At 76.7% G+C, this 26,005-nt stretch carries 29 protein-coding genes; 14 read left to right on the top strand and 15 right to left on the bottom strand.

Annotated features, from left to right (window positions below):
* Window positions 1-5 precede the first annotated feature (5 nt).
* Both O2W14_RS10345 and O2W14_RS10340 read right to left on the bottom strand, forming a co-directional pair.
* Window positions 6-1,526, bottom strand: a complete 1,521-nt coding sequence (locus O2W14_RS10345) for an acetyl-CoA hydrolase/transferase family protein (RefSeq protein ID WP_269176004.1) — start codon at window positions 1,524-1,526, stop codon at window positions 6-8.
* Window positions 1,527-1,636: 110 nt separating this feature from the next.
* The gene (locus tag O2W14_RS10340) at window positions 1,637-3,439 is read right to left on the bottom strand and encodes an alkaline phosphatase D family protein (protein WP_269176003.1); all 1,803 of its coding nucleotides are present in this window, start codon (window positions 3,437-3,439) and stop codon (window positions 1,637-1,639) included.
* Between the two features lie 197 nt (window positions 3,440-3,636).
* On the opposite strand from O2W14_RS10340, the gene O2W14_RS10335 reads away from it, so the two are divergent.
* On the top strand, window positions 3,637-5,061 hold the full coding sequence (locus O2W14_RS10335) for an NADP-dependent succinic semialdehyde dehydrogenase (RefSeq protein ID WP_269176002.1): 1,425 nt from the start codon (window positions 3,637-3,639) through the stop codon (window positions 5,059-5,061).
* Between the two features lie 85 nt (window positions 5,062-5,146).
* On the opposite strand, the gene O2W14_RS10330 is transcribed toward O2W14_RS10335, so the two are convergent.
* From O2W14_RS10330 to O2W14_RS10310, 5 genes are read right to left on the bottom strand one after another with little or no spacing between them, the layout of a single operon-like run.
* Complete coding sequence (locus tag O2W14_RS10330) at window positions 5,147-5,506, bottom strand: hypothetical protein (protein ID WP_269176001.1); 360 nt, start codon at window positions 5,504-5,506, stop codon at window positions 5,147-5,149.
* A complete protein-coding gene (gene rpmF / locus O2W14_RS10325) occupies window positions 5,503-5,664 on the bottom strand; it encodes a 50S ribosomal protein L32 (protein WP_269176000.1) in 162 nt (53 codons plus the stop codon). Before rpmF ends, O2W14_RS10330 begins: the two co-directional genes overlap by 4 nt.
* A gap of 4 nt (window positions 5,665-5,668) precedes the next feature.
* On the bottom strand, window positions 5,669-5,920 hold the full coding sequence (locus tag O2W14_RS10320) for a type B 50S ribosomal protein L31 (protein ID WP_269175999.1): 252 nt from the start codon (window positions 5,918-5,920) through the stop codon (window positions 5,669-5,671).
* Window positions 5,917-6,732 (bottom strand): GTP-binding protein, encoded by an 816-nt coding sequence (locus tag O2W14_RS10315; protein WP_269175998.1) that lies wholly within the window; start codon window positions 6,730-6,732, stop codon window positions 5,917-5,919. The genes O2W14_RS10320 and O2W14_RS10315 overlap by 4 nt, the downstream gene beginning before the upstream one ends.
* A 3-nt stretch (window positions 6,733-6,735) precedes the next feature.
* On the bottom strand, window positions 6,736-7,200 hold the full coding sequence (locus O2W14_RS10310; RefSeq protein WP_269175997.1) for a GTP-binding protein: 465 nt from the start codon (window positions 7,198-7,200) through the stop codon (window positions 6,736-6,738).
* Between the two features lie 82 nt (window positions 7,201-7,282).
* On the opposite strand from O2W14_RS10310, the gene rpmB reads away from it, so the two are divergent.
* From rpmB to O2W14_RS10285, 5 genes are read left to right on the top strand one after another with little or no spacing between them, the layout of a single operon-like run.
* A complete protein-coding gene (gene rpmB / locus O2W14_RS10305; RefSeq protein ID WP_269175996.1) occupies window positions 7,283-7,552 on the top strand; it encodes a 50S ribosomal protein L28 in 270 nt (89 codons plus the stop codon).
* Window positions 7,552-7,719: a 50S ribosomal protein L33 gene (rpmG, locus tag O2W14_RS10300; protein ID WP_269175995.1), complete on the top strand. Its 168-nt coding sequence runs from the start codon at window positions 7,552-7,554 to the stop codon at window positions 7,717-7,719. The genes rpmB and rpmG overlap by 1 nt, the downstream gene beginning before the upstream one ends.
* Before the next feature lies 1 nt (window position 7,720).
* Complete coding sequence (gene rpsN, locus O2W14_RS10295) at window positions 7,721-8,023, top strand: 30S ribosomal protein S14 (RefSeq protein WP_269175994.1); 303 nt, start codon at window positions 7,721-7,723, stop codon at window positions 8,021-8,023.
* A complete protein-coding gene (gene rpsR / locus O2W14_RS10290; protein WP_269175993.1) occupies window positions 8,020-8,244 on the top strand; it encodes a 30S ribosomal protein S18 in 225 nt (74 codons plus the stop codon). Before rpsN ends, rpsR begins: the two co-directional genes overlap by 4 nt.
* Window positions 8,245-8,299: 55 nt before the next feature.
* On the top strand, window positions 8,300-8,434 hold the full coding sequence (locus tag O2W14_RS10285; protein ID WP_269175992.1) for a hypothetical protein: 135 nt from the start codon (window positions 8,300-8,302) through the stop codon (window positions 8,432-8,434).
* Between the two features lie 96 nt (window positions 8,435-8,530).
* Here the strand turns inward: O2W14_RS10285 and O2W14_RS10280 are convergent, their stop codons facing one another.
* From O2W14_RS10280 to O2W14_RS10265, 4 genes are read right to left on the bottom strand one after another with little or no spacing between them, the layout of a single operon-like run.
* Window positions 8,531-10,273 carry an ABC transporter permease subunit gene (locus tag O2W14_RS10280; protein WP_269175991.1) on the bottom strand — a complete coding sequence of 581 codons (1,743 nt, stop codon included), beginning with the start codon at window positions 10,271-10,273 and terminating at the stop codon, window positions 8,531-8,533.
* Between the two features lie 22 nt (window positions 10,274-10,295).
* Window positions 10,296-11,813, bottom strand: coding sequence for an ABC transporter substrate-binding protein (locus O2W14_RS10275; RefSeq protein WP_269175990.1), 1,518 nt, complete (start codon window positions 11,811-11,813; stop codon window positions 10,296-10,298).
* A 32-nt stretch (window positions 11,814-11,845) separates the two neighbouring features.
* Window positions 11,846-12,637, bottom strand: a complete 792-nt coding sequence (locus O2W14_RS10270; RefSeq protein ID WP_269175989.1) for an ABC transporter ATP-binding protein — start codon at window positions 12,635-12,637, stop codon at window positions 11,846-11,848.
* Window positions 12,634-13,431: an ATP-binding cassette domain-containing protein gene (locus O2W14_RS10265; protein WP_269175988.1), complete on the bottom strand. Its 798-nt coding sequence runs from the start codon at window positions 13,429-13,431 to the stop codon at window positions 12,634-12,636. Before O2W14_RS10265 ends, O2W14_RS10270 begins: the two co-directional genes overlap by 4 nt.
* A 189-nt stretch (window positions 13,432-13,620) precedes the next feature.
* On the opposite strand from O2W14_RS10265, the gene O2W14_RS10260 reads away from it, so the two are divergent.
* From O2W14_RS10260 to O2W14_RS10235, 6 genes are read left to right on the top strand one after another with little or no spacing between them, the layout of a single operon-like run.
* On the top strand, window positions 13,621-14,430 hold the full coding sequence (locus tag O2W14_RS10260) for a TauD/TfdA family dioxygenase (protein WP_269175987.1): 810 nt from the start codon (window positions 13,621-13,623) through the stop codon (window positions 14,428-14,430).
* Window positions 14,431-14,462: 32 nt separating this feature from the next.
* Window positions 14,463-15,254 (top strand): ATP-binding cassette domain-containing protein, encoded by a 792-nt coding sequence (locus O2W14_RS10255; RefSeq protein ID WP_269175986.1) that lies wholly within the window; start codon window positions 14,463-14,465, stop codon window positions 15,252-15,254.
* On the top strand, window positions 15,251-16,015 hold the full coding sequence (locus O2W14_RS10250) for an ABC transporter ATP-binding protein (protein ID WP_269175985.1): 765 nt from the start codon (window positions 15,251-15,253) through the stop codon (window positions 16,013-16,015). The genes O2W14_RS10255 and O2W14_RS10250 overlap by 4 nt, the downstream gene beginning before the upstream one ends.
* The gene (locus O2W14_RS10245; RefSeq protein WP_269175984.1) at window positions 16,012-17,331 is read left to right on the top strand and encodes an MFS transporter; all 1,320 of its coding nucleotides are present in this window, start codon (window positions 16,012-16,014) and stop codon (window positions 17,329-17,331) included. Before O2W14_RS10250 ends, O2W14_RS10245 begins: the two co-directional genes overlap by 4 nt.
* 43 nt (window positions 17,332-17,374) lie before the next feature.
* Complete coding sequence (locus tag O2W14_RS10240) at window positions 17,375-18,865, top strand: ABC transporter substrate-binding protein (RefSeq protein ID WP_269175983.1); 1,491 nt, start codon at window positions 17,375-17,377, stop codon at window positions 18,863-18,865.
* A complete protein-coding gene (locus tag O2W14_RS10235) occupies window positions 18,862-20,610 on the top strand; it encodes an ABC transporter permease subunit (RefSeq protein ID WP_269175982.1) in 1,749 nt (582 codons plus the stop codon). The genes O2W14_RS10240 and O2W14_RS10235 overlap by 4 nt, the downstream gene beginning before the upstream one ends.
* A gap of 18 nt (window positions 20,611-20,628) precedes the next feature.
* Here the strand turns inward: O2W14_RS10235 and O2W14_RS10230 are convergent, their stop codons facing one another.
* Genes O2W14_RS10230 through O2W14_RS10215 form a run of 4 tightly spaced genes read right to left on the bottom strand, consistent with a single transcriptional unit; the run spans window position 20,629 to window position 25,182 of the window.
* Complete coding sequence (locus tag O2W14_RS10230) at window positions 20,629-21,516, bottom strand: metal ABC transporter permease (RefSeq protein ID WP_269175981.1); 888 nt, start codon at window positions 21,514-21,516, stop codon at window positions 20,629-20,631.
* Window positions 21,510-22,226 (bottom strand): metal ABC transporter ATP-binding protein, encoded by a 717-nt coding sequence (locus O2W14_RS10225; protein ID WP_269175980.1) that lies wholly within the window; start codon window positions 22,224-22,226, stop codon window positions 21,510-21,512. Before O2W14_RS10225 ends, O2W14_RS10230 begins: the two co-directional genes overlap by 7 nt.
* Window positions 22,217-23,209 (bottom strand): metal ABC transporter substrate-binding protein, encoded by a 993-nt coding sequence (locus O2W14_RS10220; RefSeq protein WP_269175979.1) that lies wholly within the window; start codon window positions 23,207-23,209, stop codon window positions 22,217-22,219. The genes O2W14_RS10225 and O2W14_RS10220 overlap by 10 nt, the downstream gene beginning before the upstream one ends.
* A gap of 47 nt (window positions 23,210-23,256) precedes the next feature.
* Complete coding sequence (locus O2W14_RS10215; protein ID WP_269175978.1) at window positions 23,257-25,182, bottom strand: heavy metal translocating P-type ATPase; 1,926 nt, start codon at window positions 25,180-25,182, stop codon at window positions 23,257-23,259.
* A gap of 63 nt (window positions 25,183-25,245) precedes the next feature.
* On the opposite strand from O2W14_RS10215, the gene O2W14_RS10210 reads away from it, so the two are divergent.
* Window positions 25,246-25,590 (top strand): ArsR/SmtB family transcription factor, encoded by a 345-nt coding sequence (locus O2W14_RS10210; protein WP_269175977.1) that lies wholly within the window; start codon window positions 25,246-25,248, stop codon window positions 25,588-25,590.
* A gap of 92 nt (window positions 25,591-25,682) precedes the next feature.
* Complete coding sequence (locus O2W14_RS10205; RefSeq protein ID WP_269175976.1) at window positions 25,683-25,967, top strand: DUF1905 domain-containing protein; 285 nt, start codon at window positions 25,683-25,685, stop codon at window positions 25,965-25,967.
* Window positions 25,968-26,005 lie beyond the last annotated feature (38 nt).

Raw genomic sequence — 26,005 nt, 5'->3', positions numbered from 1 at the left:
GCGGCTCAGTCGGTGCGCATGCTGCCGGTCCGCAGGAAGCGGGAGTGCCAGCTCAGCGCCTCGTCCAGCAGGTGCGGGGTGTGCCGGCCGTGCGCCCCGTGCAGCGCACGCTCGGTGTAGTCGGTGAGCATCGCCCGGTAGTCCGGGTGGGCGCAGCGCGCGATGACCTGCTGGGCGCGTTTGCGCGGGGACAGGCCGCGCAGGTCGGCCAGCCCCTGCTCGGTGACGATCACCGCGACGTCGTGCTCGGTGTGGTCGACGTGGGACACCATCGGCACGATCGCCGAGATGGCCCCGCCCTTGGCCGTCGACGGGCTGACGAAGGCCGACAGGAAGGCGTTGCGGGCGAAGTCGCCGGAGCCGCCGATGCCGTTCTGCATCCGGCTGCCCATCAGGTGCGTGGAGTTGACGTTGCCGTAGACGTCGGCCTCGATCATCCCGTTCATGGCGATGACGCCCAGCCGCCGCACCAGCTCGGGGTGGTTGCTGATCTCCTGCGGGCGCAGCACGATCCGGTCGCGGAACTCCCCGACGTGGGCGGTGAACTCGGCGATCGCCGTGGGGCTGAGGGAGAACGCCGTCGCCGAGGCGAAGGTGAGGGTGCCCGACCGCAGCAGGTCGAGCATGCCGTCCTGCACCACCTCGGTGTAGGCGGTCAGGTCCTCGAAGCGCGACTCCTGCAGCCCGGACAGGACGGCGTTGGCCACGTTGCCGACGCCGGACTGCAGCGGCAGCAGCTCGGCGGGCAGCCGGCCGCGCGAGACCTGGTGCTCCAGGTACTCGATGAGGTGCCCGGCGATGGCGCGGGCGGTGTCGTCGGGCGGGCTGAACGGGGTGTTCCGGTCGGGGGCGTGGGTCTCCACCACGGCCACCACCTTCGCCGGGTCGACCCGCAGGTGCGGCACCCCGATCCGGTCGCTGGGGTGGGTCAGCTGCACGGGCCGGCGGTGCGGCGGCAGCGCCGTCCCGTAGTAGACGTCGTGCATGCCGTCCAGGCCCTCCGGCTGCCACGAGTTCACCTCCAGCACCACCCGGTCGGCCAGGTCCAGCCAGGTCTTGTTGTTCCCGACCGAGGACGACGGGACCAGCCCGCCCTCGGCGGTGATCGCGCTGACCTCGACGACGGCGACGTCCAGCGGGCCGAGGAAGCCCTCCCAGGCCAGCTGCGCCACGTGCGAGAGGTGCACGTCGAGGTAGTCGATGCCGCCGGTGTTGATCTTCTCGCGGGTGACCGGGTCGGACTGGTACGGCAGCCGCCGGGCGATGCCGTCGACGGCGGCCAGCGCCCCGTCCAGCTCCGGCGCGGTGGACGCCCCGGTCCACAGGTCGACCTGGAAGGGGTGCCCGGCGGCGTGCACCTCGCTGATCCGGCGGGCCAGCGCCTGCGGCAGCGCCTTGGGGTGCCCGGCGCCGGTGAACCCGCTCATCCCGACCGTGTCCCCGGGGGCGATCACGGCAGCGGCCTCCTCGGCCGGCACCACCTTGCGGGCGAAGTCGGGGTGCTGGATGCGGCTGGAGCCGGGCATCGGTCCTCCTCGTCGTCGGCCACCCGGGACGGCGCCGGAGGTCTCCGGCCGACGCTAGGTGGCCGCCGGGGGTCCCGCTCGCCCGGGGCGCGGGCGAGCGGGACCGGGGGTCACCGGGCGGTGCGGGGCTGGTCGCTGCGGGCGCCGAGCTGGGCGACCGGGCCGCTGACCTTGCGGCTGCCCTTCACCGAGACCCAGGAGGTCTCGTAGCCGACGGTGGCCTGCGGGTCCAGCCGCGGGTCGACGGCCAGGCCCTTGTCGCCATTGCTGCGGATGAACCAGAAGTCGGCCTGCACCCGCTCCGGCGTCACGTCCAGGACGGTGAAGCCGTGGCCGATGCCCTCGAGGTAGCGGACCCAGGGGTTGGCGGCCTGGAACGCCGCGGTCGTCGCGGTGGCGGCGGCCGCGGAGTTGCCGAGGGACTCCTTGAACCCGTTGCTGGTGATCGAGGGGCAGACGAACTCCACGCCGGCCGAGTTGCCGTCGACCGGGTACCGCGCCCAGTCGGTGGGCAGGTCGTTGGCCCAGGAGGAGTGGATGTCGCCGGTGAGCACGACCGGGTCGGTGTGCCCGGAGGCCGCCATCGCGTCGAGCAGGGTGCGCTGGTCGGCCTGGTAGCCGTCCCACTGGTCGGTGTTGAACACCTGCCCGCCGAGCACCCCGGCGCGCGGGACGGCGTACACGCGGGCGAACACCGTCTGGTTGCCCACCAGGTGCCACGCCGTCCTCTGCGCCGTGATGCCCCGGGTCAGCCAGCTCATCTGCTGGGGCTCCGGCAGGTGCCGGCGCGGGTCGGTCAGCGCCGGGTTGAGCGCGCCGCCGACGGTGGCCGGGACCTGCTCGGCGCGGTTCTGCCGGGTCTCGACGACCGAGAGCTCGGCCAGGTCGCCGAAGGTGAAGCGGCGGAAGAACTGCCGGCCCGTGCTGGGCCGGGGCTGCCACTGGGCGGGCTCGCGGATCGGCATCCACTCCAGGTAGGCGCGGAACGCCCGCTCCCGGCGGGCCAGGAAGTCACCCTCCGGGCGGATGCCCGCGGGCTTGCCCGGCTCGGTGTAGGCGGTGTCGGGGTCGTCGTCCCGCTCGTGGTTCTCCGCGCCGGTGTCGTACGCGTCGTTGGTGATCTCGTGGTCGTCGAAGACCACGATCCACGGGTGCCGCTGGTGGGTGGCCTGCAGGTCGGGGTCGGTCTTGTAGAGGGCGTGGCGGAGGCGGTAGTCGGCCAGCGACACGATCTCGGTGGCCGGCTCGTGGTCGCGGACGCCGATCAGCGCGTTCGGGCCGTAGCGGTCGCCGGAGCCGGCCACCCCGGCGATGCGCGGGTCGTTGCCGTACTCGTAGAGGTAGTCGCCCAGGTGCAGGACGAAGTCCAGGTCGTCGCGGGCGGCGATGCCGCGGTAGGCGGTGAAGAAGCCGCCGGTCCAGTTGCTGCAGGACACGAACGCCATGCGCAGGGCGTGCAGCTGACCGGCCTCGTCGGGTGCGGTCTGGGTGCGGCCGACCGGGGAGGTCGCGCCCTTGGCGGTGAAGCGGTACCAGTAGCGGGTGTAGGGCTCGAGGTCGTCCACGACCACCTTGACCGTGTGGTCGCAGGACGCGTCGGTCGTGACGGTGCCGCGTCGGACGACCCGACGGAACGCCTCGTCCCGGGCGACCTCCCACCGGACCCGGGTCCGGGGCCCCTGTCCGCTCCCGGGCAGGGCGCCGGGCACGGGCGTGACCCGGGTCCAGAGCAGCAGCTCGGTGGCGGTCGGGTCGCCACTGGCGACACCGAAGCCGAAGACGCCGGAGTGGGCGGTCTCGGCGACGGCGGCGCGGGCGGCCTCGGCGGACAGACCGCCGAAGGTGAGGGCGGCGGCCGTGACGGCCCCGCCCTTCAGGAGCGTGCGGCGGGACAGGGGGGCATCGAGGGCCATGCGCGGGACTGTTGCGGGGCCGGACGACCGGGGTGCGGTCCCCGGGTGAACGGTCGGGGGCGTGCGGCTGGCCGGTCGGCGCGCGGGTCGGCGTGTCGGGCACTGCTGTTTCGTGTCCCCTGCCGCGGGCAGGTGCAGGGGACACGGCCGCCCGGAGGACACCGGACGCCGGCCGTGTCCACCACCAGGAGGAGCCCATGGCCATCGCCACGATCAACCCCGCCACCGGCGAGACGCTGAAGACCTTCGAGCCGCTGACCGACGACGTCCTCGAGGACAGGATCGCCCGCGCGTCGGCCGCCTTCGCGAGCTACCGGCGCACCAGCGTCGAGGACCGGGTCGGCTGGCTGCGCGCCGCCGCCGACGTGCTGGACGCCGACACCGACTCCGTCGCGGCGCTCATGACCACCGAGATGGGCAAGACGCTCGCCAGCGCGAAGGCCGAGGTGGCCAAGTGCGCCAAGGCGCTGCGGTACTACGCCGACCACGGCCCGGCCATGCTCGAGCCGCAGCAGCTGGACGCCGGCGCGGTGAACGCCCAGCAGGCCTACGTCAGCTACCAACCCCTCGGTGTGGTGCTGGCGATCATGCCGTGGAACTTCCCGCTCTGGCAGGCGATGCGCTTCGCCGCCCCGGCGCTGATGGCCGGCAACGTCGGGCTGCTCAAGCACGCCAGCAACGTGCCGCAGACCGCGCTCTACATGGAGGAGCTGTTCCGCAAGGCGGGCTTCCCCGCCGACGTCTTCCAGACCCTGCTCATCGGCTCGAAGACCATCGAGCGGGTGCTGCGCGACGACCGCGTGGTCGCTGCGACCCTCACCGGCAGCGCGCCGGCCGGGCAGTCGGTGGCCGCGATCGCCGGGGACGCGCTCAAGCCCACCGTGCTGGAGCTGGGTGGCTCCGACCCGTTCATCGTGATGCCGTCGGCGCACCTGGACACCGCCGCCGAGGTGGCCACCACCGCCCGCAACCAGAACAACGGGCAGAGCTGCATCGCGGCCAAGCGGTTCTTCGTGCACCGCGACGTGGCCGAGGAGTTCACCCGGCTGTTCGCGGAGAAGATCGGCGCGCTGACCGTCGGCGACCCGATGGACCCCGCCACCGAGATCGGCCCGCTGGCCACCGAGTCCGGCGTGGACGACGTGGACGACTACGTGCAGGACGCGGTCAGCAAGGGCGCGACCGTCGTCGTCGGCGGCAAGAAGGTCGACGGGCCGGGCTGGTTCTACGAGCCGACCCTGCTCACCGGCATCACCCCGGAGATGAAGCTCTATGCCGAGGAGGTCTTCGGCCCGGTCGCCGCGCTGTGGACCGTCGACAGCCTGGACGAGGCGATCGAGATCGCCAACAGCCACCCCTACGGCCTGGGCAGCAATCTGTGGAGCGAGGACGAGGGCGAGCGCGCGCAGTTCGTCCGGGACATCGAGTCCGGCATGGCGTTCATCAACGGCATGACCTCCAGCTACCCCGACCTGCCCTTCGGCGGGGTCAAGCAGAGCGGCTACGGCCGTGAGCTGACCGAGCTGGGCATGCGGGAGTTCATGAACGCCAAGACCGTGTGGGTGGGCGCCCCCAGCAGCGAGCAGGACAACGGCAGCACCGCCGGCCAGGCCGGCGAGTGACCCACCGGAGGGCCGCCGTCCGGCCCTCCGGTCCGCGGCGTCCCTGGGGAGGGGCGAAAGTGGCCACTTTCGCCCCTCCCCAGGGTCAGCGATGGGGTGCGGCGAGGGCGGTGAGTGCCGTGCGCAGGCAGTCCGGCAGCGGGCCGCCGGCGGTCACCCAGTCCACGAGGGCACGGGTGCGCTCCGGCGTCTGCACCTCCGCCAGCCACACGGCCGGGCCGGCCTCGCCGGTGACCGGGGTGCGCCGGGCCAGGCCGGCCACCGAGCCCCGATCGCAGGCGTCGACGCAGTCGGTGGTCACCAGCACCGCCCCGCGGGTGCCCCGCACCGCGGCCGCCAGGTCGCCGAGGGCATCGGTGCCGGCCAGCCGGTGCAGTGCGGCGCAGCGGTGGCCGGTGCACAGCGCCACCAGCGGCCCGCCCGGGTCGGCGCCGGCCGCGGTCACGGCAGCAGGCCCCGCTCGGCTGCCTTGCGCAGCTTCTGCGGCACCATCCGCACGACGCCGTCGACGGTCACCGGCACCAGTGGCGTCGGCGTCGCCTTCCACTGCGAACGGCGGGAGCGGGTGTTGGACCGCGACGTCTTCCGCTTCGGGACTGCCATGTCGTCAGCCCCGCGTCCGGGCGCCGTAGCGCTGGTTGAAGCGCTCGACCCGGCCGGCGGTGTCCAGCACGCGCTGGTTGCCGGTCCAGAACGGGTGCGACGCCGCGCTGATCTCCACGTTGACCACCGGCAGCGTCTCGCCGTCCAGCTCGATGGTCTGCTCGGTGCGGATGGTGGAGCGGGTGCGGTAGGTGGCACCGCTGGAGGTGTCGCGGAACACCACGGTGCGGTACTCGGGGTGGATGCCGGCTCTCATCGGGATCGGTCCTCTCGGTCGGTGGTGCTGGTGTGCAGGTCGAACTCGTCCGCGGGGCTGCTCGCCTCGCAGGGGTCCTCGTGCCAGGCGCCGAACGGGTCGGGCAGCGCGCGCCAGGCGTCCTCGCCGGCGGCCAGCTCGTCGTCGGTGAGCAGGGCGTCGGTGAGCGCGGCGGTGATCAGCCCGGCCGGCTGGCGGTGGGTGAGCACGACCAGCTCGACGTCCCGGTCGCCGTGCACCGGGTCCCAGCGCAACGCGGCGGCGGCGGCGCGCTCGGGGTCGACCTGGCTCCACAGCTCCGCGTCGTCGCCCAGGGTGGCCAGCCACGGGCCCGCGTCCCCGATCCGCAGGCCACCACCGGCGGACTCCAGCCAGATGGCCCGGTCGGGCTGGCTGGCCAGCCACAACCGGCCGCGGCTGGTGACCACGCCGCTGAGCAGGACGTCGACAGCCTCGTGCAACCGTTCGGGGGAGAACGGCCTGGTCGCGGAGAAGCGCACCAGCTGGACGTCGGCCACGGCGTCCAGCGGCGGCTGACCGGCCAGCAGCGCGTCGTGCGGGGTGGGCATCCGGCCACGCCTGGCGGTGGCCGGCAGGGCGGTGAGCAGCTCGTCGGGGTGCGTGGCGTCCAGCCGGGCCCGCGGTGCGCCGGGCGCCAGCCGGTCGAGGACGGCGGTCAGCCGGACGGCGGCCCAGGTGTCGTCGGGCTCCCCGGCGAGCAGGACCGCGTCGGCGGCGGTGAGCTGGCCCACGGCGACCTGGGCCAGCGTCCGCTCGTCACCGGCGGTCGCGGCCAGGCCGTGGTCGGCCATCGTCTACTCGCCGGTCGCGGCGTCGAGCCAGCTGGCCGCGTCGAGGACGGCGAGCACGCCGGCCACCTCCACCCAGTCACCGGCGGTCTCCGGCTCCTCGGCGTCGTCGTCCAGGCCGACCTCCTCGAAGGCCCAGCACAGGTGCTCGGGCTCCAGGACGGGGTCCAGCTGGAGCACGATCCGGCTGACGTCGTCCCGGCGGGCCAGGGTGCGCAGCAGCGGGAGCAGGTCCAGCCGGAGCGTGCAGGACAGGCAGCCGTGGGCGAGCTCGATCGCGGCGGTGGAGGTGACGACGCCGGCGGCCTGCTGCTCGCGGGTCGTGCGCACCACGACGCCCTCGCCCAGGCCGCGGACGTCGTGGTGGACGACGACGGTGCCAGGCTGGTCGAGCAGCGGGGTGGCGGCCTGCGCGGTGAGGTCCCGGTCCAGGCCGGCGACGAGCACCAGGGGGGTGCGGCGGGAGGTCATGCCGACACCCTAACTGCAACTGACAATCATCGTCATCTACTGTTCGGCGTGCTCCCCGCTCCCGACCCCTGGAGGCGCACCCATGGCCACCTACTGCGAGGTCACCGGCCGCAAGCCGGGCTTCGGCAAGGCCGTCAGCCACTCCCACCGGCGCACCAACCGCCGGTTCGACCCCAACCTGCAGTCCAAGCGCTTCTTCCTGGCCAGCGAGAACCGGTGGATCCGACTCACCGTCTCGGCCAAGGGCATCAAGACCGTCGACGTCCAGGGCATCGAGGCCGTCGTCGCCCGCATCCGCGCCACCGACCCCGACGCGCGCCGCCGGCTCGGCGCCGGGCGGGGGAACGCCTGATGGCCCGCGGCACGGACATCCGCCCGGTCATCGAGCTCACGTCGACCGCCGGCACCGGCTACACGTACGTCACCCGGAAGAACCGCCGCAACGACCCCGACCGGCTCGTGCTCACGAAGTACGACCCGCGCATCCGCGCCCACGTCGACTTCCGCGAGGAGCGCTGAGATGGCGAAGAAGTCCATGATCGCCAAGGACCTGCAGCGCCGGGAGGTCGTCGCCCGGCACGCCGAGCGGCGGGCGCAGCTCAAGGAGACCGTCCGCACCGCCGCGAGCCCCGAGGACCGTGCCGCGGCGCAGACCGCGCTGCAGCGGCTGCCGCGCGACTCCAGTCCGACCAGGCTGCGCAACCGGGACGTCTCCGACGGCCGGCCCCGCGGGCACCTGCGCAAGTTCGGGCTGTCCCGGGTGCGCTTCCGGGAGATGGCCCATGCCGGTGAGCTGCCGGGCATCCGGAAGTCCAGCTGGTGACCCCCGCACCGCGCCCGCCGCGCCCCCGCAGGAAGCGCAAGCTCGAGGGTCCGGTCGACTGGAAGGACGTGACGCAGCTGCGCACGTTCCTCTCCGACCGCGGCAAGATCCGCGCCCGCCGCGTGACCGGGCTGACCCCGCAGCAGCACCGGCAGGTGACCACCGCGATCAAGAACGCCCGCGAGATGGCCCTGCTCCCGTACCCGTCGAAGGGCCGCTGAGCCCGCTCCGGGGTGGGCCCGCCCACCCCGGAGCCCCGTACCCGAGGAGAGACCCGTGTCCGACTGCTGTTCCCCGCGCGGCTGCAGTGCCGCCCCCGCGACCACGCCGGCCACCCCGGCGGTCCCCGGTCAGCCCGACCGGCGCAACCGTGCCGAGCGCCGCCGCGACGCCCGGGCCGCCAAGCGCTGAGCGGCTGCGGGACGACGTCCGCGCGGCTGCCGCCACCCCGGTGCGGTCCCCGAGGGCGAAAGTGGCCACTTCCGCCCTCGGGGGCGGCCGTCGGGCTCAGCCGACGGGGAGCGGGTGCTCGGTGACCGGTGCCGGCCGTGGAGCGCGGCGCCAGCTCAAGCCGGACAGTGACACCGCCAGCACTGCGGTCAACACCAGCGCGCCGGTCGGGGCCAGCACCGCCCACGGCGCCCGCTCGACGTAGGGCATGCCCTCGGCCAGCAGCAGACCCCACTCCGGCTGCGGCGGGGTCGGCCCCAGGCCCAGGAAGCCCAGCGCCGCCAGGGCCAGGGCGATGCCCGGCAGCCGCAGCACCGCGTTGCGGGCGGCGGCGGGCAGCACGGCCGGGACGACGTACCGCCAGGTGACCGCGGCCGGACCCAAGCCGAGCACCGGCAGTACGGTGACGTGGCGCTGGCGACGGACCTCCTCCGACGCGGCGGCCACGTACGCCGCGATGGGCGCCCAGGACACCAGCGCCACGGCCAGCGCGGCACCGGCCTGCGAGGTGCCCAGCGCCGCGGCCACCAGCACGCCGACGATCACCGGGGGTGCGGCGTTGGCGACCTCCACCGGCCCGACCGACGCGCGCGACAGCAGCCCGACGAGGACGCCGACGACCAGGGTCGCCACCACGACGAGCGCCGCCGTCCCGACCGTCTGCACCGCGCCGTGCGCCACCCGGGCCAGCAGGTCGCGTCCGCTGGCGTCGGCGCCGAAGGGCAGCGCGAGGCTGGGGGTGGCCAGCCGGGGGTGCGCGGAGGTGAGCGGGTCGCGGCCGAGCCCGGCGGCCACGACGGCCAGCAGCAGCGCCGCCATGGCACCCGGCAGCAGCCAGTCGCGCCGGCGGGTGGTGGACACCGGGGCGGGCACCGGCACGCTGCCGGTGCGCAGCGCCCGGCCCAGCAGCAGCGCCCGGGTCAGCGCCGCGAGCCCGCCGAAGACCGCGGACACCCCCAGCAGGAGCAGCATCCCGGCCTGCAGGGTGGGCAGGTCCTGCGACTCCGCCGCACCCAGCACCGCCCGGCCCAGACCCGGGATCGCGAACACCTGCTCGACGGCGACGGCGCCACCGGTCAGGCCGACGAGCACCAGCGCCACCTGGGTGGTCAGCGCCGGCAGCGTGCGGCGGACCAGGGCGCGGGCGACCTGCCCGGTGGAGGCGCCCGCCACCTGCCAGGTGGTCACCCACCGCTCGGTGGCGGTGACGGCGAGCCCGTCGGCGACCAGCCGGCCGATCAGCCCGCCCGCCGGCAGGCCCATCGCCAGCGCCGGCAGCACCGCCGAGGCCGGGCCGGTCCACCCGTAGGGGGCGAACCAGCCCAGCCAGACCGCGCCGACCAGCAGCAGCACCGAGGCCAGCAGGAACTCCGGCAGCGCGGTCAGCGCCGCACCGGCCACCCCGCCGGTGCGCCCGGGCCGGCCGCGGCCCACCCGGCGCAGCACCGGCAGACACAGCAGCGTCGCGGTGACCAGCGCGACGACCAGGGCGCACGTCATCAGGGTCACCGACACCCCGAGCGCCTCGACCAGCCCGGGGCCGACCGGTCCGCCGGAGATCCACGAGGTGCCCAGGTCGCCCCGGAACAGCCCGGACACCCAGTGCCCGAGCAGCCCGAGCGGGCCGGCGTCCAGGCCCAGCTCGGCGCGGACGGCCGCGAGCGCCTCCGGGGTGGCCTCCTGCTCGGCCGAGCGCGCCCGCAGCACCGACAGCTCGGGGCTGCGCCCGGACAGCCACGGCAGCACCCCGATCAGCGCCACGACGCCGAGGACGGTGGCCAGCCGGGACAGCGCGGTCACCCGTCCTCGACGCCGCACCGGGTCAGCCCTCGTCGACGGTGGTGCCGGTGGTGATCAGCGCCCGCTCCCGCGGGTCGCGGACGGCGCCGGAGACCCCGGCCGCCTCACCCTGGATGACGCGCTCGTGCAGCATCGGCACCGCGGCGCCGGAGTCCAGGACAGCGCGCTCCGCGGCGATGACCGCCTGCTGGCGCTCCGGTCCGGGCGTCGCCGCGGCGGCCTTCTCCAGCGCGGCGTCCACGGCCGGGTCGCAGAGCTGGGCGATGTTGAACGACCCCTCGCAGGCGAAGTCGCTGAACAGGTAGGCCACCGGGTCACCGGAGTCCAGCACCGTGGCGCGGGACAGGATGAAGGCGTCGAAGGCACCGGCCAGGGCGTCGGCCTCGATGAAGGCGTACTCCCGCACGTCCTGCTCGACGGTGAAGCCGGCCGCCTCGAGCTGCTGCTCGAGCAGGACGGCGACCTCGGGCAGCTCGGCCCGGTCGGTGAAGGTGCCCAGCGTGATCGTCGTGCCGGCCGGCACCGGGGACGCCGCCGGTGCCGGCGCGGCGTCGCGCAGACCGGCGGCCCAGGGGAGCGCGGGGCCCAGCAGACCCTCGGCGATGTCGGCGCGGCCCTCGTAGACGGTCTCCACGATGGTCGCCCGCTGCACCGCGGCCGCGGCGGCGGCCCGCACCGCCGGGTCGGCGAACGGGCCGGACCCCGTGTTCAGGTACAGGGTGTTGGTGCGCGGCATGGGGACCTCGTGCACCAGCTCCGGCTCGATCAGCCCGGCCTGGGAGACCGGCACCGCCTCGACGACGTCGGCGGTGCCGGTGCGCAGCGCCGCAGCCCGCGCGGTGCCGTCGGGCACGAAGGCCACGTCGATGCCGGCGGCGGCCGCGCGGTCGCCCCAGTACCCGTCGAAGCGGTCCAGGGTGGCGCCGGAGGTGCCGTCGACGGCGACCAGCTCGAACGGGCCGGTGCCGTGGCCGACCGGGTCGACCCGGCCGTCGGCGCCGTAGGCGGCCGCGGCGAGCACCGCCAGCTGCGGGCTGGACAGCCGCTGCGGCACCAGCGGGTCGGGCACCGCGGTGGTGACGACGACGTCGGTGCCCTCGGCGACCGCGGTCAGCTCGACCCCGTCCAGGATGCGCGGCTTCGGCGACGCCTGGGTCGCGGCCGTCAGCGCGGCCGCGGCCTGCTCGGCGGTCAGCGCGGTCCCGTCGTGGAACTGCACGCCCTCGCGGACGGTGAAGCGCCAGGTGAGGTCGTCGGTCTGGGTCCACGCGGTGGCCAGCGCCGGCTGGGCGATGCCGTCGGCGTCCAGCACGACCAGGGTCTCGGCGGTGCTCCAGCGGGAGAGCTTGAAGGCGTCGTCGGTCAGCGGGTTCAGCCCGGAGCGGGGCGGCTGCAGCATGGCCAGCGAGACCCGGCTGCCGTCCCCGGCAGCGGTGCTGCCGGTGGCGGTGCTGTTCGTCGAGCCGCCGAAGCAGCCGGAGGTGAGCAGGACGACGGCGGTGCCGGCCACGAGGGCGCGGGTGGTGCGGGTGGGGGACATGGTCCTGTTCTCCGTGGGGGACGTGCGGTCGGTCAGGCGGGGAGCGTGGGGACGGCGGCGACCAGCTCCCGCGTCAGCGGGTGCCGGGGCCGGGTGAGCAGCTCGGTCGTGGGCCGGTCCTCCACGACCAGCCCGTCGCCGAGGACGACGGTGCGGTCGCAGAGCCGGGCCACGACGGCCAGGTCGTGGGAGACCAGCAGCAGGCCCAGGCCCTGGGTGGTGGACAGCTCGGTGAGCACGGCGACCACCTGGTCGCGCACCGGCAGGTCCAGCCCGCTGACCGGCTCGTCGGCCAGCAGCAGCGCCGGCCCTGGGGCCAGGGCGCGGGCCAGGGCGACCCGCTGGGCCTGCCCGCCGGACAGCTCGCCGGGACGGCGGCCGGCCAGTTCCGGGTCGAGACCGACCCGCGCCAGCGCGGTGGACACCGCCGCCTCGTGGTCGCCGGGCACCTGCAGGGCGCGCAGCGGGACGGTGACCAGCTCGCGGACGGTGGCCCGCGGGTCCAGCGACCCCGCCGGGTCCTGCGGGACGTACTGGACCAGCCGGCGGTACCAGCGCAGCGAGGCGGTGGTGCCCGGCCGGACCGGTCGGCCGGCGACGGTCACGGTGCCGGCGTCGGGGGACTCGAGCCCGAGCAGGCAGCGCAGCAGCGTGGACTTGCCCGACCCCGAGGTGCCGACCAGGCCCACCCGCTCGCCGGGGGCGACGTGCAGGTCGACCCCGCGCAGCGCCGGGACGGCCTCCCGCTGCTGCCACGGCCGGTGCCGGGGGAGCGGGTACCGGCGCTCCAGGCCGGTCGCGACCAGCGTCACCGGCGCGCTCACGCGGGCGCCCCGACCGGGAGCGTGCCGGCGCGGGCGGCGGCGACCAGTGCGGCGGTCTGCTCGTGCTGCGGTGCGGACAGCAGCCGGGCGACCGGGGCGTCCTCGACGACGGCGCCGTGGTGCAGCACCACCGCGCGGTCGCAGAGCGCGGCGGCCACCGACAGGTCGTGGGTGATGAACAGCAGCCCGCTGCCCCGGGTGCCCTCCCGCAGGACGGTGACGACCTGCGCCTGGGTGACCAGGTCGAGAGCGGTCGTGGGCTCGTCGGCGACCAGCAGCCCGGCCCGCGAGGCCAGCGCCATCGCGATGCACACCCGCTGCCGCTGACCGCCGGACAGCTCGCCGGGGGCGCTGTGCAGCACCCGGGCGTCGGTGAGGCCGACCGAGGCGAGCAGCCCGGCGCGCTCCCGGTCCAGCTCCCGGCCCCGCAGCCCGCGGTGCCGCAGCGGCAGGGCGAGCTGGGCGCCCACGGGGACGAGCGGGTTGAGCGCCGCGGCGGGATCCTGGCCGACCGTGGCCACCCGGCCGGCCGCAGGACGGCGCACCGGGTGCACGCCGGTCACGTCCACCCCGCCCACCAGCACCCGCCCGGAGAGCTCCGCGCCGGCCGGCAGGACGCCGAGCACCGCGCCGGCGGTGAGCGACTTCCCCGACCCCGAGGCACCGATCAGCGCGACCCGCTCGGTGGCGCCGACGGTGAGGTGCACGTCGCGCAGGACCGGGACGCCGCCCAGTCGCACGGAGAGCCCGACGAGGGACAGGGCCTCCGCACCGTCCGGTGTAGCGGTAATCATTGTCATGACCGTAGGCGACCGTCGATCGGCCGCCGCGGCCGGGTCGGGGGTGCCCGACCCGCCCGGACCGTCACCGGCCGGCCACCACCCGGTCGCTCTGCTGCAAACCAGTTGCAATAGCGTGCCCTGCGGCGCGGGTCCGCCCCGCCGCCGCGCCGACCGGCGCGGCACCTGATCCCGGAGGTACCCGTGGCCCACCGCTCCCCGTCCGGCCGGCGCATCGGCGCCGTCCGCGCCGAGCTGACCGACCTCGTCCGTGGCACCGGCGTGGTGCCCGAGCGGGCGTCGGCGGCCGAGGCCGGTGCGCTGCTGGCGCGGGACGGCGCGGTGGTCCTCGCCGAGCCCGGACCCGGTCCCGAGGCGCTCCCGGTCGTCGCCGCCCAGGTCTGGGGCGACCGGCTCCGCCAGCTGTTCACCGTCCGCCCGCTGCGGCAGACCGCCGGTGAGCTGCTCGCCCTGCACAGCGACGGCGCGTACGTCGTCGTCGACGACCACGGCACCCGGGTCGACCTGCGCTCGCTGCACGAGGACGGGCTGCTGCAGCGCTGCGTGCACCCCGCAGCCGTGGGCGGGGACTCCTTCCTCGTCGACGGCTACGCGCTCCTCGACGCGCTGGCCGACGGCCTGCCGGAGCTGCACGCCTTCCTCACCGGCGTCGAGGTCGACTACTTCGGCGGCTGGGTCGACCCGCCGCGCGAGGTGCCGCGCACCCCGCTGGTGCGCCGGCTCGTCGAGCACACCCGCTCCGGCCGCCGGGTCGTCCGGCACAGCGAGACCGCGGTGCCCGCGCCCCGCGACCCCGGCGCGGCCGGGCACGACGCGTGCCTGGACCTGTGGGCCGACGTGCTGGCCACCGTCACCGAGGTGACCCCCCGCTTCCGGCTGGACGCCGGCGAGGTGCTCGTCGTGGACAACCACCGGCTGCTGCACGGCCGGGACGGCTTCACCGGACGGCGCGACATGGACGTGCTGACCGTGCTCACCGCCGACGCCTGGTGAGCCCGGCAACCCTGGCGGACCCGGCACCACCGGTGGGCCCCGCACCCCTGGTCGAGGTCCGCGACCTGACCGTCTCCGTCGGCGGGCGGGCCCTGGTGAGCGGGGTCGGCTTCACGCTGGCGGCCGGGGAGCGGGTGGCGCTGGTGGGTGCCTCCGGGGCCGGGAAGACCCTGACCGGGCTGGCCCTGCTCGGGCTGCTGCCGCCCGGCGCCGTCGTGACCGGCAGCGTGCGGGTGGGCGGCACCGAGCTGGTCGGTGCCTCCGAGCGGGTGCTCGCAGGGCTGCGCGGCCGGGTGTCCGCGCTGGTGCCGCAGGACCCGGGCACCTCGCTCAACCCGCAGGTGCGGGTGGGCCGGCAGGTGGCGGCGCCGCTGCGCCGGGCCGGGCTCGGCCGGCGTGCGGCGGCGGCCAGGGTCGAGACGCTGCTGACCGAGCTGCGGCTGCCGGCCGGCACGGCCCGCCGGTTCCCCGTCCAGCTCTCCGGCGGGCAGCGGCAGCGGGCCGCGCTGGCGATGGCGCTGGCCTGCGACCCGGCGCTGCTGCTGGCCGACGAGCCGACGTCCGCCCTCGACGGCACCGTCCAGGCCGGCGTGCTCGGCACCCTGGGCGCGGCCACCCGGGACCGCGGCACGGCGCTGCTGCTCGTCACCCACGACCTGGCCGCCGCGGCCACCACCTGCGACCGGCTGCTGGTGCTCGGTGCGGGGCGGCTGCTCGCCGACGGGCCGCTGCCGCAGGTGCTCGCCGACCCGCAGCCGGTGGTCCGCGCGCTGGTCGAGGCCACCGTCGCACTGAGCCCTCCGCTGCCGGGAGGTGCCCGGTGAGCGAGGTGCTGCTGGCCGCGCACGGGCTCACCCGCCGGTACCCGCGCACCGCGTCCCCGGCCCTGGACGGCGTCGGCCTGGAGCTGCGCGCGGGCCGGCGGCTCGCGGTCGTGGGGGAGTCCGGCGCGGGCAAGTCCACGCTGACCCGTCTGCTGCTCGGGCTGGAGCGCCCGGACGCCGGCCGGGTCACCCACCGCGGGCGCCCGGTCGTGCCCGGCCGGCCCCGGTCGCTGCGGGAGTTCCGCCGGGCCGTCCAGCTGGTGCCGCAGGACCCCGGCCGGTCGCTGGACCCGCGGATGCGGGTCGGCCGCGCGATCGCCGAGCCGCTGCACTGCCTGCGCGTCCCCGGCGACCACGCGGCCCGGGTCGCCGAGCTGCTGGCCGCCGTCGGGCTGGACGCCGACGCCGCGGGCCGGTTGCCGCACGAGTTCTCCGGTGGGCAGCGGCAGCGGATCGCGCTGGCCCGGGCCCTGGCCCCCCGGCCCGAGGTGCTGGTCGCCGACGAGCCGGTGAGCGCGCTGGACGCCGCCGTCCGGCTGCAGGTCGTGCAGCTGCTGCAGGAGGTCGGGGAGGCCCAGGGGGTAGCGCTGCTGGTCGTCTCGCACGACCTGGGCGTGGTCGCGGCGCTGTGCACCGACGTGCTGGTGCTGGCCGCGGGCCGGGTGGTGGAGTCCGGGCCGGTCGGGCAGGTGCTCGGTGCGCCGCGGAGCGCACCGGCGCGGGCGCTGGTCGAGGCCGCACCCCGGCTGGTGGCGTCGTGAGCGGGGTCCGGGGCTGGCAGCCGGCCGTGCTGTTCCGGCGGCTGCCGCCGGTGCCGCGGCTGCTGCTGGCCTCCCAGCTGGCGTTCAACATCGGCTTCTACCTCGTGGTGCCCTTCCTGGCCGTGCACCTGACCGAGGACCTCGCGCTGGCCGGCGGCGTCGTCGGGCTCGTGCTCGGCGTGCGCACGTTCAGCCAGCAGGGGCTGTTCTTCCTCGGCGGCGGGCTGGCCGACCGGTTCGGCGTCCGGCCGGTGGTGCTGGTGGGCGTGACCGTGCGGATCGCCGGGTTCGCCGTCCTGGCGCTGACCACCTCGCTGCCCGGCGTGCTCGCCGGCACCGTGCTCGTGGGCTTCGCCGCGGCGCTGTTCTCCCCGGCCGTGGAGTCCGCGCTGGCCGCGCAGGGGCGGCAGCTGGAGGCGGCCGGGGTGGTGACCCGGGCGGAGGTCTTCGGGCTCGACGCGATCGCCAGCAAGCTGGGCTCGGTCACCGGGCCGGTGCTGGGCGCGGTGCTGCTCGGGGTGCCCTTCGCGGTGACCTGCTGGGTGTCGGCCGCCGTCTTCGGCGCCGTCCTGCTGGCCCACCTGCGCTGGCTCCCGCGCGACCTGCGCACCGAGGACGGCGACGGCCCGGGCGAGAGCGTGCTGGCCGGCTGGGGGCACGTGCTGCGCAACCGCACCTTCCTGGCCTTCACCGCCTGCTACTGCACCTACCTGCTCAGCTACAACCAGCTCTACCTCGCCCTGCCTGTCGAACTCACCCGGGCCACCGGGGGACAGGGGGCGCTGGGCTGGCTGTTCGTGCTGGCCGCCGTCTCGGTGCTGCTGTTCCAGCTGCGGGTCACCACGCTGGCCCGGCGGGCCGGTCCGCGCCGGGCGCTGCCGTTCGGTTTCGCGCTGATGGCCGCCTCGTTCGCGCTGGTGGCCGTCTGCGCGCCGCTGCCGCCGCTGCCCGGACCGTGGGCGCTGGCGCCGGCGGTCGGCATGGTGCTGCTGCTCTACACCGGCCAGATGGTCGCCGTCCCGCTCGCTCAGGACCTGGTGCCGCGGCTGGCCGGGGAGCGCCGGCTGGGCGCGCACTTCGGCTTCCTGGCCTCCGCCGGCGGGCTGGCGGTGCTGGTCGGCAGCACCGGCGTCGGCGTGCTGCTGGACCGCGCCACCGAGCCACGACCGGACGCCGCGCTGCCCTGGCTGGTGTTGGCGCTGCTGCCGGCGCTGTCGGCGGTCGGCCTGTGGGTGCTCACCCGCCGGATCGACCGCCGCCCCGCCCCGGCGCCGGCCGCGCCGGCCGTGCCCGCCGAGGACCCGGTCCGCCGGTGACCCGCGGCAGCGCAGACCCCGTCCCGCTCCGAGAAGAGGAACGATGACCCGCCCTCCTGCCCGCGTCCTCGGCGCGGTGCTCGTGCTGCCCGCGCTGCTCGCCGGCTGCTTCACCGCCTCGCCCGAGGCAGCGGAGGACGGCGGCGCGCGGCTGCGGCTGGCGCTGGCCTTCCCGCCCGCGGCCGCCCTGTCGCCGTTCTCCGACGACGCGGTGCTCACCTCCCGGATGGGGGTGACCGAGACCCTCGTGGGCCTGGACGACGCCGGTGCCCCGGTGCCGCAGCTGGCGGGGTCCTGGAGCCGTCCCGACGACCGCACCGCCCTGCTCGAGCTGCGGCCGGGCGTCGTGTTCCAGGACGGCGCCCCGCTGGACGCCGCCGCGGTGGTGGGCGTGCTGGAGGCGGCCGCCGCGGCCAGCCCCGCCCCGCGGGCGATCAGCGGCGTGGGGCTCACCGCCCGGGCCGTGGACGCCGACACCGTGGAGGTGCGGACCGCTGCGGCCGACCCGCTGCTGGTGCAGCGGCTGGCCTCGCCGGGCCTGGTGGTGCTGTCCCCGGCGGCCTACGCCGACCCGGCCGCGCCCGACCCGGTGGGCACCGCGACCGGGCCCTTCACGATCACCGGGCTGCAGGGGGACAGCGCGGCCACCCTGCAGGCCAACGACCGGTACTGGGGCGGGCTGCCGGCACTGGACGGCGTCGACGTCCGGTTCACCGCCGACCCCGGGGCGCGCACCGCGGGCCTGCGCGCCGGCGAGCTCGACGTGGCGGTCAACCTGCCCATCGCCCAGCTGCCCTCGCTGACCGGCCTCGAGGTGCTGTCCACCCCGCTGCCGCGGCTGGTCGGGCTGTTCCTGGACACCGCGGACGGCCCGTTCGCCGACCCCGGTGTGCGCGCCGCGGCGGCCCGGGCGGTCGACCCCGGGCCGGTCGTCGACGGCGTCTACGAGGGCGAGGCGAGCCGGGCCGCGGGCTTCTTCGACGACGCCACCCTGGCCGGGGCGGCCCGGCCCGCGCCGCGGCTGCCGGCCCCGGCCGACCCGGCGGGGGCGGTCGTCCGGCTGGCCACCTACTCCGACCGTCCGGAGCTGCCCGAGGCCGCCGCGGTGCTGGCCGGGCAGCTGCGCGCGGCCGGGTTCACCGTCGAGGTGGTGGTCGCGGAGTACGCCGCGCTGGAGCCCGGCCTGCTCGACGGCAGCTACGACGCCGTGCTCGGCAGCCGGCTGTACCTGGGCGACACCGGCGACCCGGTCGGCTACCTGGCCACCGACCTCACCTGCGCCGGCACCTACAACCTGGCCCGGCTCTGCGACCCCGCCGTCGACGACGCGGTCGCCGCCGCCGGCGCGCTGACCGACCCGGCCCAGCGCCGGGAGCGGGCCGCGGCCGTCGAGGCCACCGTGCTGGGCACCGCCGCGTTCGTGCCGGTGCTGCACGAGCGCAGCCGGACCGGGCACGCGCCGTCGGTGACCGGCCTGGCCACCGACCCGTTCGAGCGCCGGCTGGTCACCGCCGAGACCGCGGTCGGCGGGTGACCCGCCCGGCGGCGGCGCTGAGGACCGGAGCTGCCGCGCTGGGGCCGGCCGTGCGGCCGTTGGTCACCGCCGTCGCCGCGGTCGCCGGCACCGCGCTGCTGGTCGGGGCGCTGCCCTGGCTGTCCGGCGCCGATCCGGCGCGCACCGTCCTGCGGGCGCGCGAGGCCGAGCGGGACGTCGACCCGGCAACGCTGGCCGCGGTGCGCGAGCGGCTGGACCTGCCGGCCGACCCGGTGCAGGGCACCCTCGGCTGGCTGGGCCGCGTGGTCCGGGGCGACCTGGGCACCTCGTGGGTGAGCGGGCAGCCGGTGGCCGAGGTCGTCCCGCCCGCGCTCGGGGTGTCGCTCACGCTGGCCACCACAGCCGCGGTGGTGGCGCTGCTGCTGGCCGTCGCCCTCTGCCTGCCCGCGCTCGCCCGCGCCGCCACCGGGGGCCGGCCGGGAGCCGGGGCCGCCGGGGTGGTCGCCGCGGCGCTCGCCGCGCTGCCGGAGTTCGTGGTCGCCGTCGTCGGGGTCGCCGTCGTCGCGGTCGGCTGGGGGCTGCTGCCCACCTCGGGGTTCACCGGCCCCGAGCACCTGGTGCTGCCGGTGCTCGCGCTGGCCCTGCCCGCGGGCGGGCTGCTCGCCCGGGTGCTGGGCGGGGCGGTGGCCGACGCAGCCGGGGAGGCGTGGGTGCGCACCTGGCGGGCCGCCGGGGTGCCGCGGCGGACGGTGATGACCGCGCTGGGCCGGCGGGCACTGACCGCGGTCGTGCCGCAGGTGCTCCTGCTGCTGGTCGGCACGCTGGGGGCCGGCGCCGTCGTCGAGGCCGTCTTCGACCTCCCCGGGCTGGGCGGCACGGCGCTGGACGCGGCGCTGGCCCAGGACCTCCCGGTGGTGCAGGCCGGGGTGGCGCTCCTGGTGGTCCTCGGTCTCGCCGTCGGGGGTGCCGGCGTGCTGGCCTCCCGGTGGCTGCTGGGCCCGGCCGCGTCGGCGGGTGGGCTGAGCCCGGAGCTGCCGCCGCCGGGACGGCGCACCGGCCGCTGGGCCGCGGGGCTGGCCGGGCTGCTGCTGGCCGTCGTCCTGGTGGGCCTCCTGCGCGACCCGGCCGCGCAGGAGCTGGGCGGGCGGCTGGCCGCGCCGGGCCGGGCGCACCCGCTGGGCGCCGACGCCCTGGGCCGGGACGTGCTCGCCCGGTTCGGCGCCGGGGCGCTGCTGTCGGTGGGGCTGGCGCTGGGCGTCAGCGCCGTCGCGCTGGTGGTCGGCGTGGCCGTGGGGCTGCTGGGCCGGGGCCGCGCCGGGCTGGCCGACGTGCTCAACGCGCTGCCGGCGGTGCTGGTCGCCATCGCGGTGACCGCCGTCGTCGGCCCGAGCCTGTCCGCGGCGGTGCTGGCGGTGAGCGCGGTGGCCTGGATCCCGCTGGCCGTGCACACCCGCGCCCTGGCCGCGGAGGTGCGGGCCTCGGGGTTCCACCTGGCCGCCCGCACCTACGGAGCCTCGGGCCGGCGGCTGGTGCGCGCGCACGTGCTGCCGGCCGTGCTGCCGCCGGTGACCCGGCACGCGCTGCTCCGGGTGCCGCACAGCGCGCTCGCGCTGGCCGGGTTGTCCTTCCTCGGGCTCGGTGCCGGACCGGAGTCCCCGGAGTGGGGCCGCAGCCTCGCCGACGGGGTGGGCTACCTGGAGCGCGCGCCCTGGCTGGTCGGCGTGCCGGCGGCCGGGCTGGTGCTGCTGGGGGTCGCGGCCGGCCTGGTGCGCACCGGCCGCTGACCGGCGCGGTCGCACCGGTCAGCGCGGGACGCCGAGCCCTGCCCGCACCGGCTCCGCACCGGCCGGTCCCGGCACCACGGCCGCGTCGGGCCTGCGCCACCGGGACGGCCCGCGGGACGTGGCCCGCCCGGCGGCCAGCAGCACGAAGACGCCGACCGTCACCAGCACGATCGTCGCGCCGGAGGGGGTGTCGGCGTGGAAGGAGAGCACCGTCCCGCCGACCGAGGCGCCGACCCCGACGAGCACGGCGACGGCCAGGCTGGAGCGGGAGCTCCACGCCACGAGCTGGGCACAGCCGGCGGGCAGCACCATCAGGCCGCTGATCAGCAGCAGGCCCAGCACCCGCATCGACAGCGTCACCGTGCCCGCGGTGACCACGGCCAGCAGCAGGTTCAGCCGCAGCACCGGCAGCCCGCTGGCCGCGGCGTGCTCCTCGTCGAGCGCGACGGCGAACAGGTGCCGGCTCAGCCCGATCGTGACCGCGAGCACGACGACGGCCATGCCGGCGAACACGACCAGGTCCCCGCGCGTGGTGGTGGTCAGCGCCCCGAACAGGTAGCTGTCCAGGTTGGCCGGGGTGCCCGCCGGGGCCCGGCTGACGACCACGACCCCGCCGGCGATGCCGCCGTAGGACATGACCGCCAGGGCGACGTCGGTGCCGGCCGAGCGGCGGCTGCGCAGCAGCTCGAGCACCACGGCGCCGCCCACCGTGGCCAGCAGCGCGGTGAGCACCGGGGCGGTCCTGGTCGCCAGGCCGACGGCCACGCCCAGCAGCGCCACGTGCCCGAGCCCGTCACCGATCAGCGACAGGCGGCGCTGCACGAGGTGCACGCCGACGGTGGGCGCGGTCAGCCCGACCAGCACGGCAGCAACCAGCGCCAGCTGCATGAACCCGTAGCTCAGCACCCGTCGTCGTCCGGGGTGCCGCCGACGGTGACCGTGCGGGTGAGGACCGGGGTCAGCGGGCCGGTCTCGTGGACGACGACCACGACCGCGGTGCCGGTCGCCGCCAGCCCGGCCAGGGTCGCGGCGAGCACCCGCTGGTTGTCGGCGTCCACGCCGGCCGTCGGCTCGTCGAGCACGAGCAGCTCCGGGTCGCCGGCCAGCGCCCGGGCGACCAGGGCGCGGCGCTGCTGACCGCCCGACAGCTCGGCGACCGGGCGCCGGTCGAACCCGGCCAGCCCGGCGCCCTCCAGGGCGCAGTCGACGGCGCACCGGTCGGCCTCGCCGAAGCGCCGCCACGGCCCGACCCGGCTCAGCCGGCCGGTGGAGACCAGCTCGCGCACGGTCACCGGGACGCTGCCGACCACCGGGGTGCGCTGCGGCACGTAGCCCACCCGGTGCCAGTCGCGGAACCGGCCGCGGGGCTCGCCGAACAGGCACACCTCCCCGGCCAGCACCTCGGCCAGGCCGAGCAGGCCGCGCACCAGCGTCGACTTGCCGGCGCCGTTGGGGCCGCGCACCGCGAGCACCTCGCCGGGGTGCACGACCAGGTCGACCCCGTGGAGCACCGGTCGGCGGCCGTACCCGAAGGCGGCGCCGGTCAGCTCGAGCACGCTCCCGGGCCGGCTGACCGGGGGAGCGGCGGCGCGGGCGGGCCGGGAGGTCAGGAGCACTGCTGCCCCTCCTGCAGGCTCGCCAGGTTGGCGCGCATGAGCGCCAGGTAGTCCGCGCCGGCCGAGGCGTCGGTCAGGCCCTCGATCGGGTCGAGCTGCCGGGTCCGCGCGCCGGTCTCCCGGGCGACGGTCTCGGCGACGGCGGGGCTGACCAGCGTCTCGAAGTAGATCGTGGACACGTCGTGCTCGCGGACGAAGGCGGTGGCGTCGGTGAGCGCACTCGGCGCGGGCTCCTCGTCCGGCGCCAGTCCGCTGATGCCGACCTGGTGCAGGTCGAAGGCCTCGGCCAGGTAGCCGAAGGCGCTGTGGCTGGTGACCAGGTCGCGGCTGGCGCAGCTGGCCAGGCCGGTGCGGAACTCGGCGTCCAGCGCCTCCAGCTGCGTGCGGAGCGCGGCGGCGTTGGCGGTGTAGGTGGCGGCGTGCGCCTCGTCGGCGCGGCCCAGCCGCTGCGCCAGGGCGTCGCCGACGGCGGCCATCCGCATCGGGTCGTGCCAGAAGTGCGGGTCGGTGACCGCGCCCTCCTCGGCGTGTTCGTCCTCGACGTGCTCCTCGTCCTCGGCGTGCTCGTGGTCCTCGCCGGCTGCGAAGACCAGGTCGAGGTCGGCGGAGTCGGCGGCGTCGAACACGCGGTCACCGCCCTGCTGCTCCACCGCGGCGTCGACCGCGGGCTGCAGTGCGTCGAGGTACACGACGAGGTCGGCCTCGGAGACCGCGGCGACGTCGGCCGGGGTGAGCTCGTGGTCGTGCGGTTCGGCGCCGGGCGGGGTGAGCGAGGAGACGGTGGCGAGGTCGCCGGCCACCTGCCCGGTGAGCCACTCCAGGGGGTAGAAGGACGTCACCACGGCGAGGCCGTCCCCGCCCGCCGCGGCCGGCTCGGCGCCGTCGGCGGCCGAGCACCCGGCGAGGAGGACGGTCCCGGCGCAGGTCAGGGCGAGGAGGGTGGGGACGCCGGTGCGGGTCCGGGAGGGGCGGGACGGGTGCATGGCGACATCGTCGGTGAAACGACAATCATTGTCAAAACGGCAGAGGGTCAGGCCCGACCGGTGGGCGCCGGCCAGGCCGACCGGCGCAGCAGCCGCAGGCCGTTGAGGGCGACGACGATGGTCGACCCCTCGTGACCGGCCACCCCCAGCGGCAGCGGCAGGGTGCCCAGCAGGTCCCAGAGCACCAGCGCGGTGATCACCGTCCCGGCGATCACCAGGTTCTGCACCACCAGTCGGTGCGCCCGCCGGGCCAGCGCGACCACGGCCGGCAGCGCGGCCAGGTCGTCGCGGACGACGACCACGTCGGCGCTGCGCAGCGCCAGGTCCGAGCCGATGCCGCCCATGGCCACCCCGACGTCGGCGGTGGCCAGCGCCGGGGCGTCGTTCACCCCGTCGCCCACGACAGCGACCCGGTGGCCGGCCCGCTGCAGCTCCCGCACCGCGTCGACCTTGTCCTGCGGCAGCAGGCCCGCCCGCACCTCCCGCATCCCCGCCTCGGTGGCCAGCGCCCGGGCCGCGCCGGGGTTGTCGCCGGTGAGCAGCAGCGGCTCGGTGGTGGTGAGCCCGCGCAGGGACGCGACCGCGGCGGCGGCCTCGGGGCGCACCCGGTCGGCCAGTGCGAGCACCCCGGCCGGTCGGCCGTCGACGGTGACGACCACGGCCGTGCGCCCGGCGGCCTGCTCGGCCTCGACGAGGTCGGCGACCGCGCCGTCCTGGGGGCCGGGGGCGGCGACGGTCACCGTGCGGCCGGCGACGGTGGCGGTCACCCCGGACCCGACCGCCGCCCGGAAGTCCTCGGCCGGGGCCAGCGGCGCCCGGGCGGCGGCCACGATCGCGCGGCCCACCGGGTGCTCGCTGGGGACCTCCGCCGCCGCGGCCAGCGCGAGCAGCTCGTCGCCGTCCACCCCGGGCAGCGGCCGGACGGCGACCACGGCGGGGCGGCCGTCGGTGAGCGTGCCGGTCTTGTCCAGCGCGACGGCCGTGACCCCGCCCAGCTGCTCGAGCACGACCGCGGAGCGGACCAGCACGCCGTTGCGGCCGGCCGTGGCGATCGCCGACAGCATCGGCGGCATGGTGGACAGCACCACCGCGCACGGCGAGGCGACGATCATGAACGTCATCGCCCGCAGCAGCGCGCTCTCCGTGGTCGCCCCGGCCAGCAGCGGCACGACGAAGACCGCGATCGTCGCGATGACGACCCCCACCGAGTACCGCTGCTCGATCTTCTCGATGAACAGCTGGGTGCGGGCCTTGGTCGCGGTCGCGTCGGCGACCAGCGCGGCGATCCGGGCGAGCACGGTGTCCTGCGCCGGGCGGTCGACCCGGACGGTGAGCACGCCCGTGCCGTTGGCCGTGCCGGCCCAGACCGGGTCGCCGGGCGCCTTGTCCACCGGCAGCGGCTCGCCGGTGATGGAGGCCTGGCCGACGTCGGAGCGGCCCTCGACCACCTCGCCGTCGGCCGGCACCTGCTCGCCGGGCCGCACGAGCACCAGGTCGCCCACGGCCAGCTCGGCCACCGGCACGCGCTGCTCGGTGTCCCCGCGCAGCACCGTGGCCCGCTCGGGGGCCAGGTCGGTGAGCCCGGAGACCGCCGCGGCGGTGCGTCGGGTGGCGACGGTCTCCAGGGCGCCGGAGGTGGCGAAGATGACGATCAGCAGGGCGCCGTCGAACACCTGCCCGAGCGCCAGCGCGCCGAGCGCGGCCAGCACCATCAGCACGTCGACGTCCAGCGTGCGGGCGCGCAGCGCGGTGAGGCCGGCCCAGGCCGGCTCCCACCCGCCGGCGGCGTAGCAGCCCAGGTACAGCGCCCAGGCCAGCGGCGTCGGGCCGCCCAGCAGCTGGACCAGCCCGCCGGCGAGGAAGAACGCGAGGGCGGCGGCCGCCCAGCGCACCTCCGGCACGGCGGTCCAGCCGGGCAGCGAGCGCCGCGCGGGGGTCTCCGCAGCGGCCGGACGGGTGTCGAGGGCGGTCACCGGGTGAACGTACCTGCGCAGATGCGCAGGTGTGCAACTCGACGGGTGTCCTACGCTGGCGGCATGGTCCACTCCGGCATCGACGGTTTCGAGATGCCGGCCGGTGACACCGTGCGGCACGCCGCCGAGGCGCTGCGCATGCTGGCCGACCCCACCCGGATCAACGTGCTGTGGGCCCTGATGCAGGGCGAGACGTCGGTGGCCTGCCTCGCCGACCTGGCCGGCACCTCACCGACCGCGGTCAGCCAGCACCTGTCCAAGCTGCGGCTGGCCGGCCTGGTCACCAACCGGCGCGAGGGCACGTTCGTCTACTACCAGCTGGCCGACCCGCACGTCGGCGCCCTGCTGCGCCAGGCGCTGTCGCACGCCGGCCACCCCGCGTCCGCCGCCGAGGTCCCCGCCGGCTGACCCGGGCCGCGGTGCCGGGGGACCGATGAGTTCCCGGCGGCCGCAGGGTCCTCACCGGGACCGCCCGTCCGCCGGACCCGCAGGAGAGACCGTTGACGACGCCCGCACGACCGCTGGACGCCACCAACACCGCCCCGATCCGCAAGGACGGCGCCTTCCCCACCTACCTGGAGCTCGACGGTTCCGCGGAGCTGCTCGGCACCCGTCGCGCGGTCAAGGTGTCCGGGACCCTGGACGGGCACCCCTTCCAGGCCACGCTGATGCCCTCGGGCAGCGGCCCGCACTGGTTGCCGCTGCGGGCCGCGCTGTGCACGGCCATCGGCAAGTCCGCCGCAGGTGAGCAGGTCGCCGTCCACCTGCAGGAGCGGACCAGCTGAGGGTGGTCCGGCCCGCGGCGCGTGCCACGGGCCGGACC

This window comes from Modestobacter sp. VKM Ac-2986 (assembly GCF_026967795.1).
Lineage (GTDB): Bacteria > Actinomycetota > Actinomycetes > Mycobacteriales > Geodermatophilaceae > Modestobacter.
This window is presented reverse-complemented; position numbering and strand designations above follow the sequence as displayed.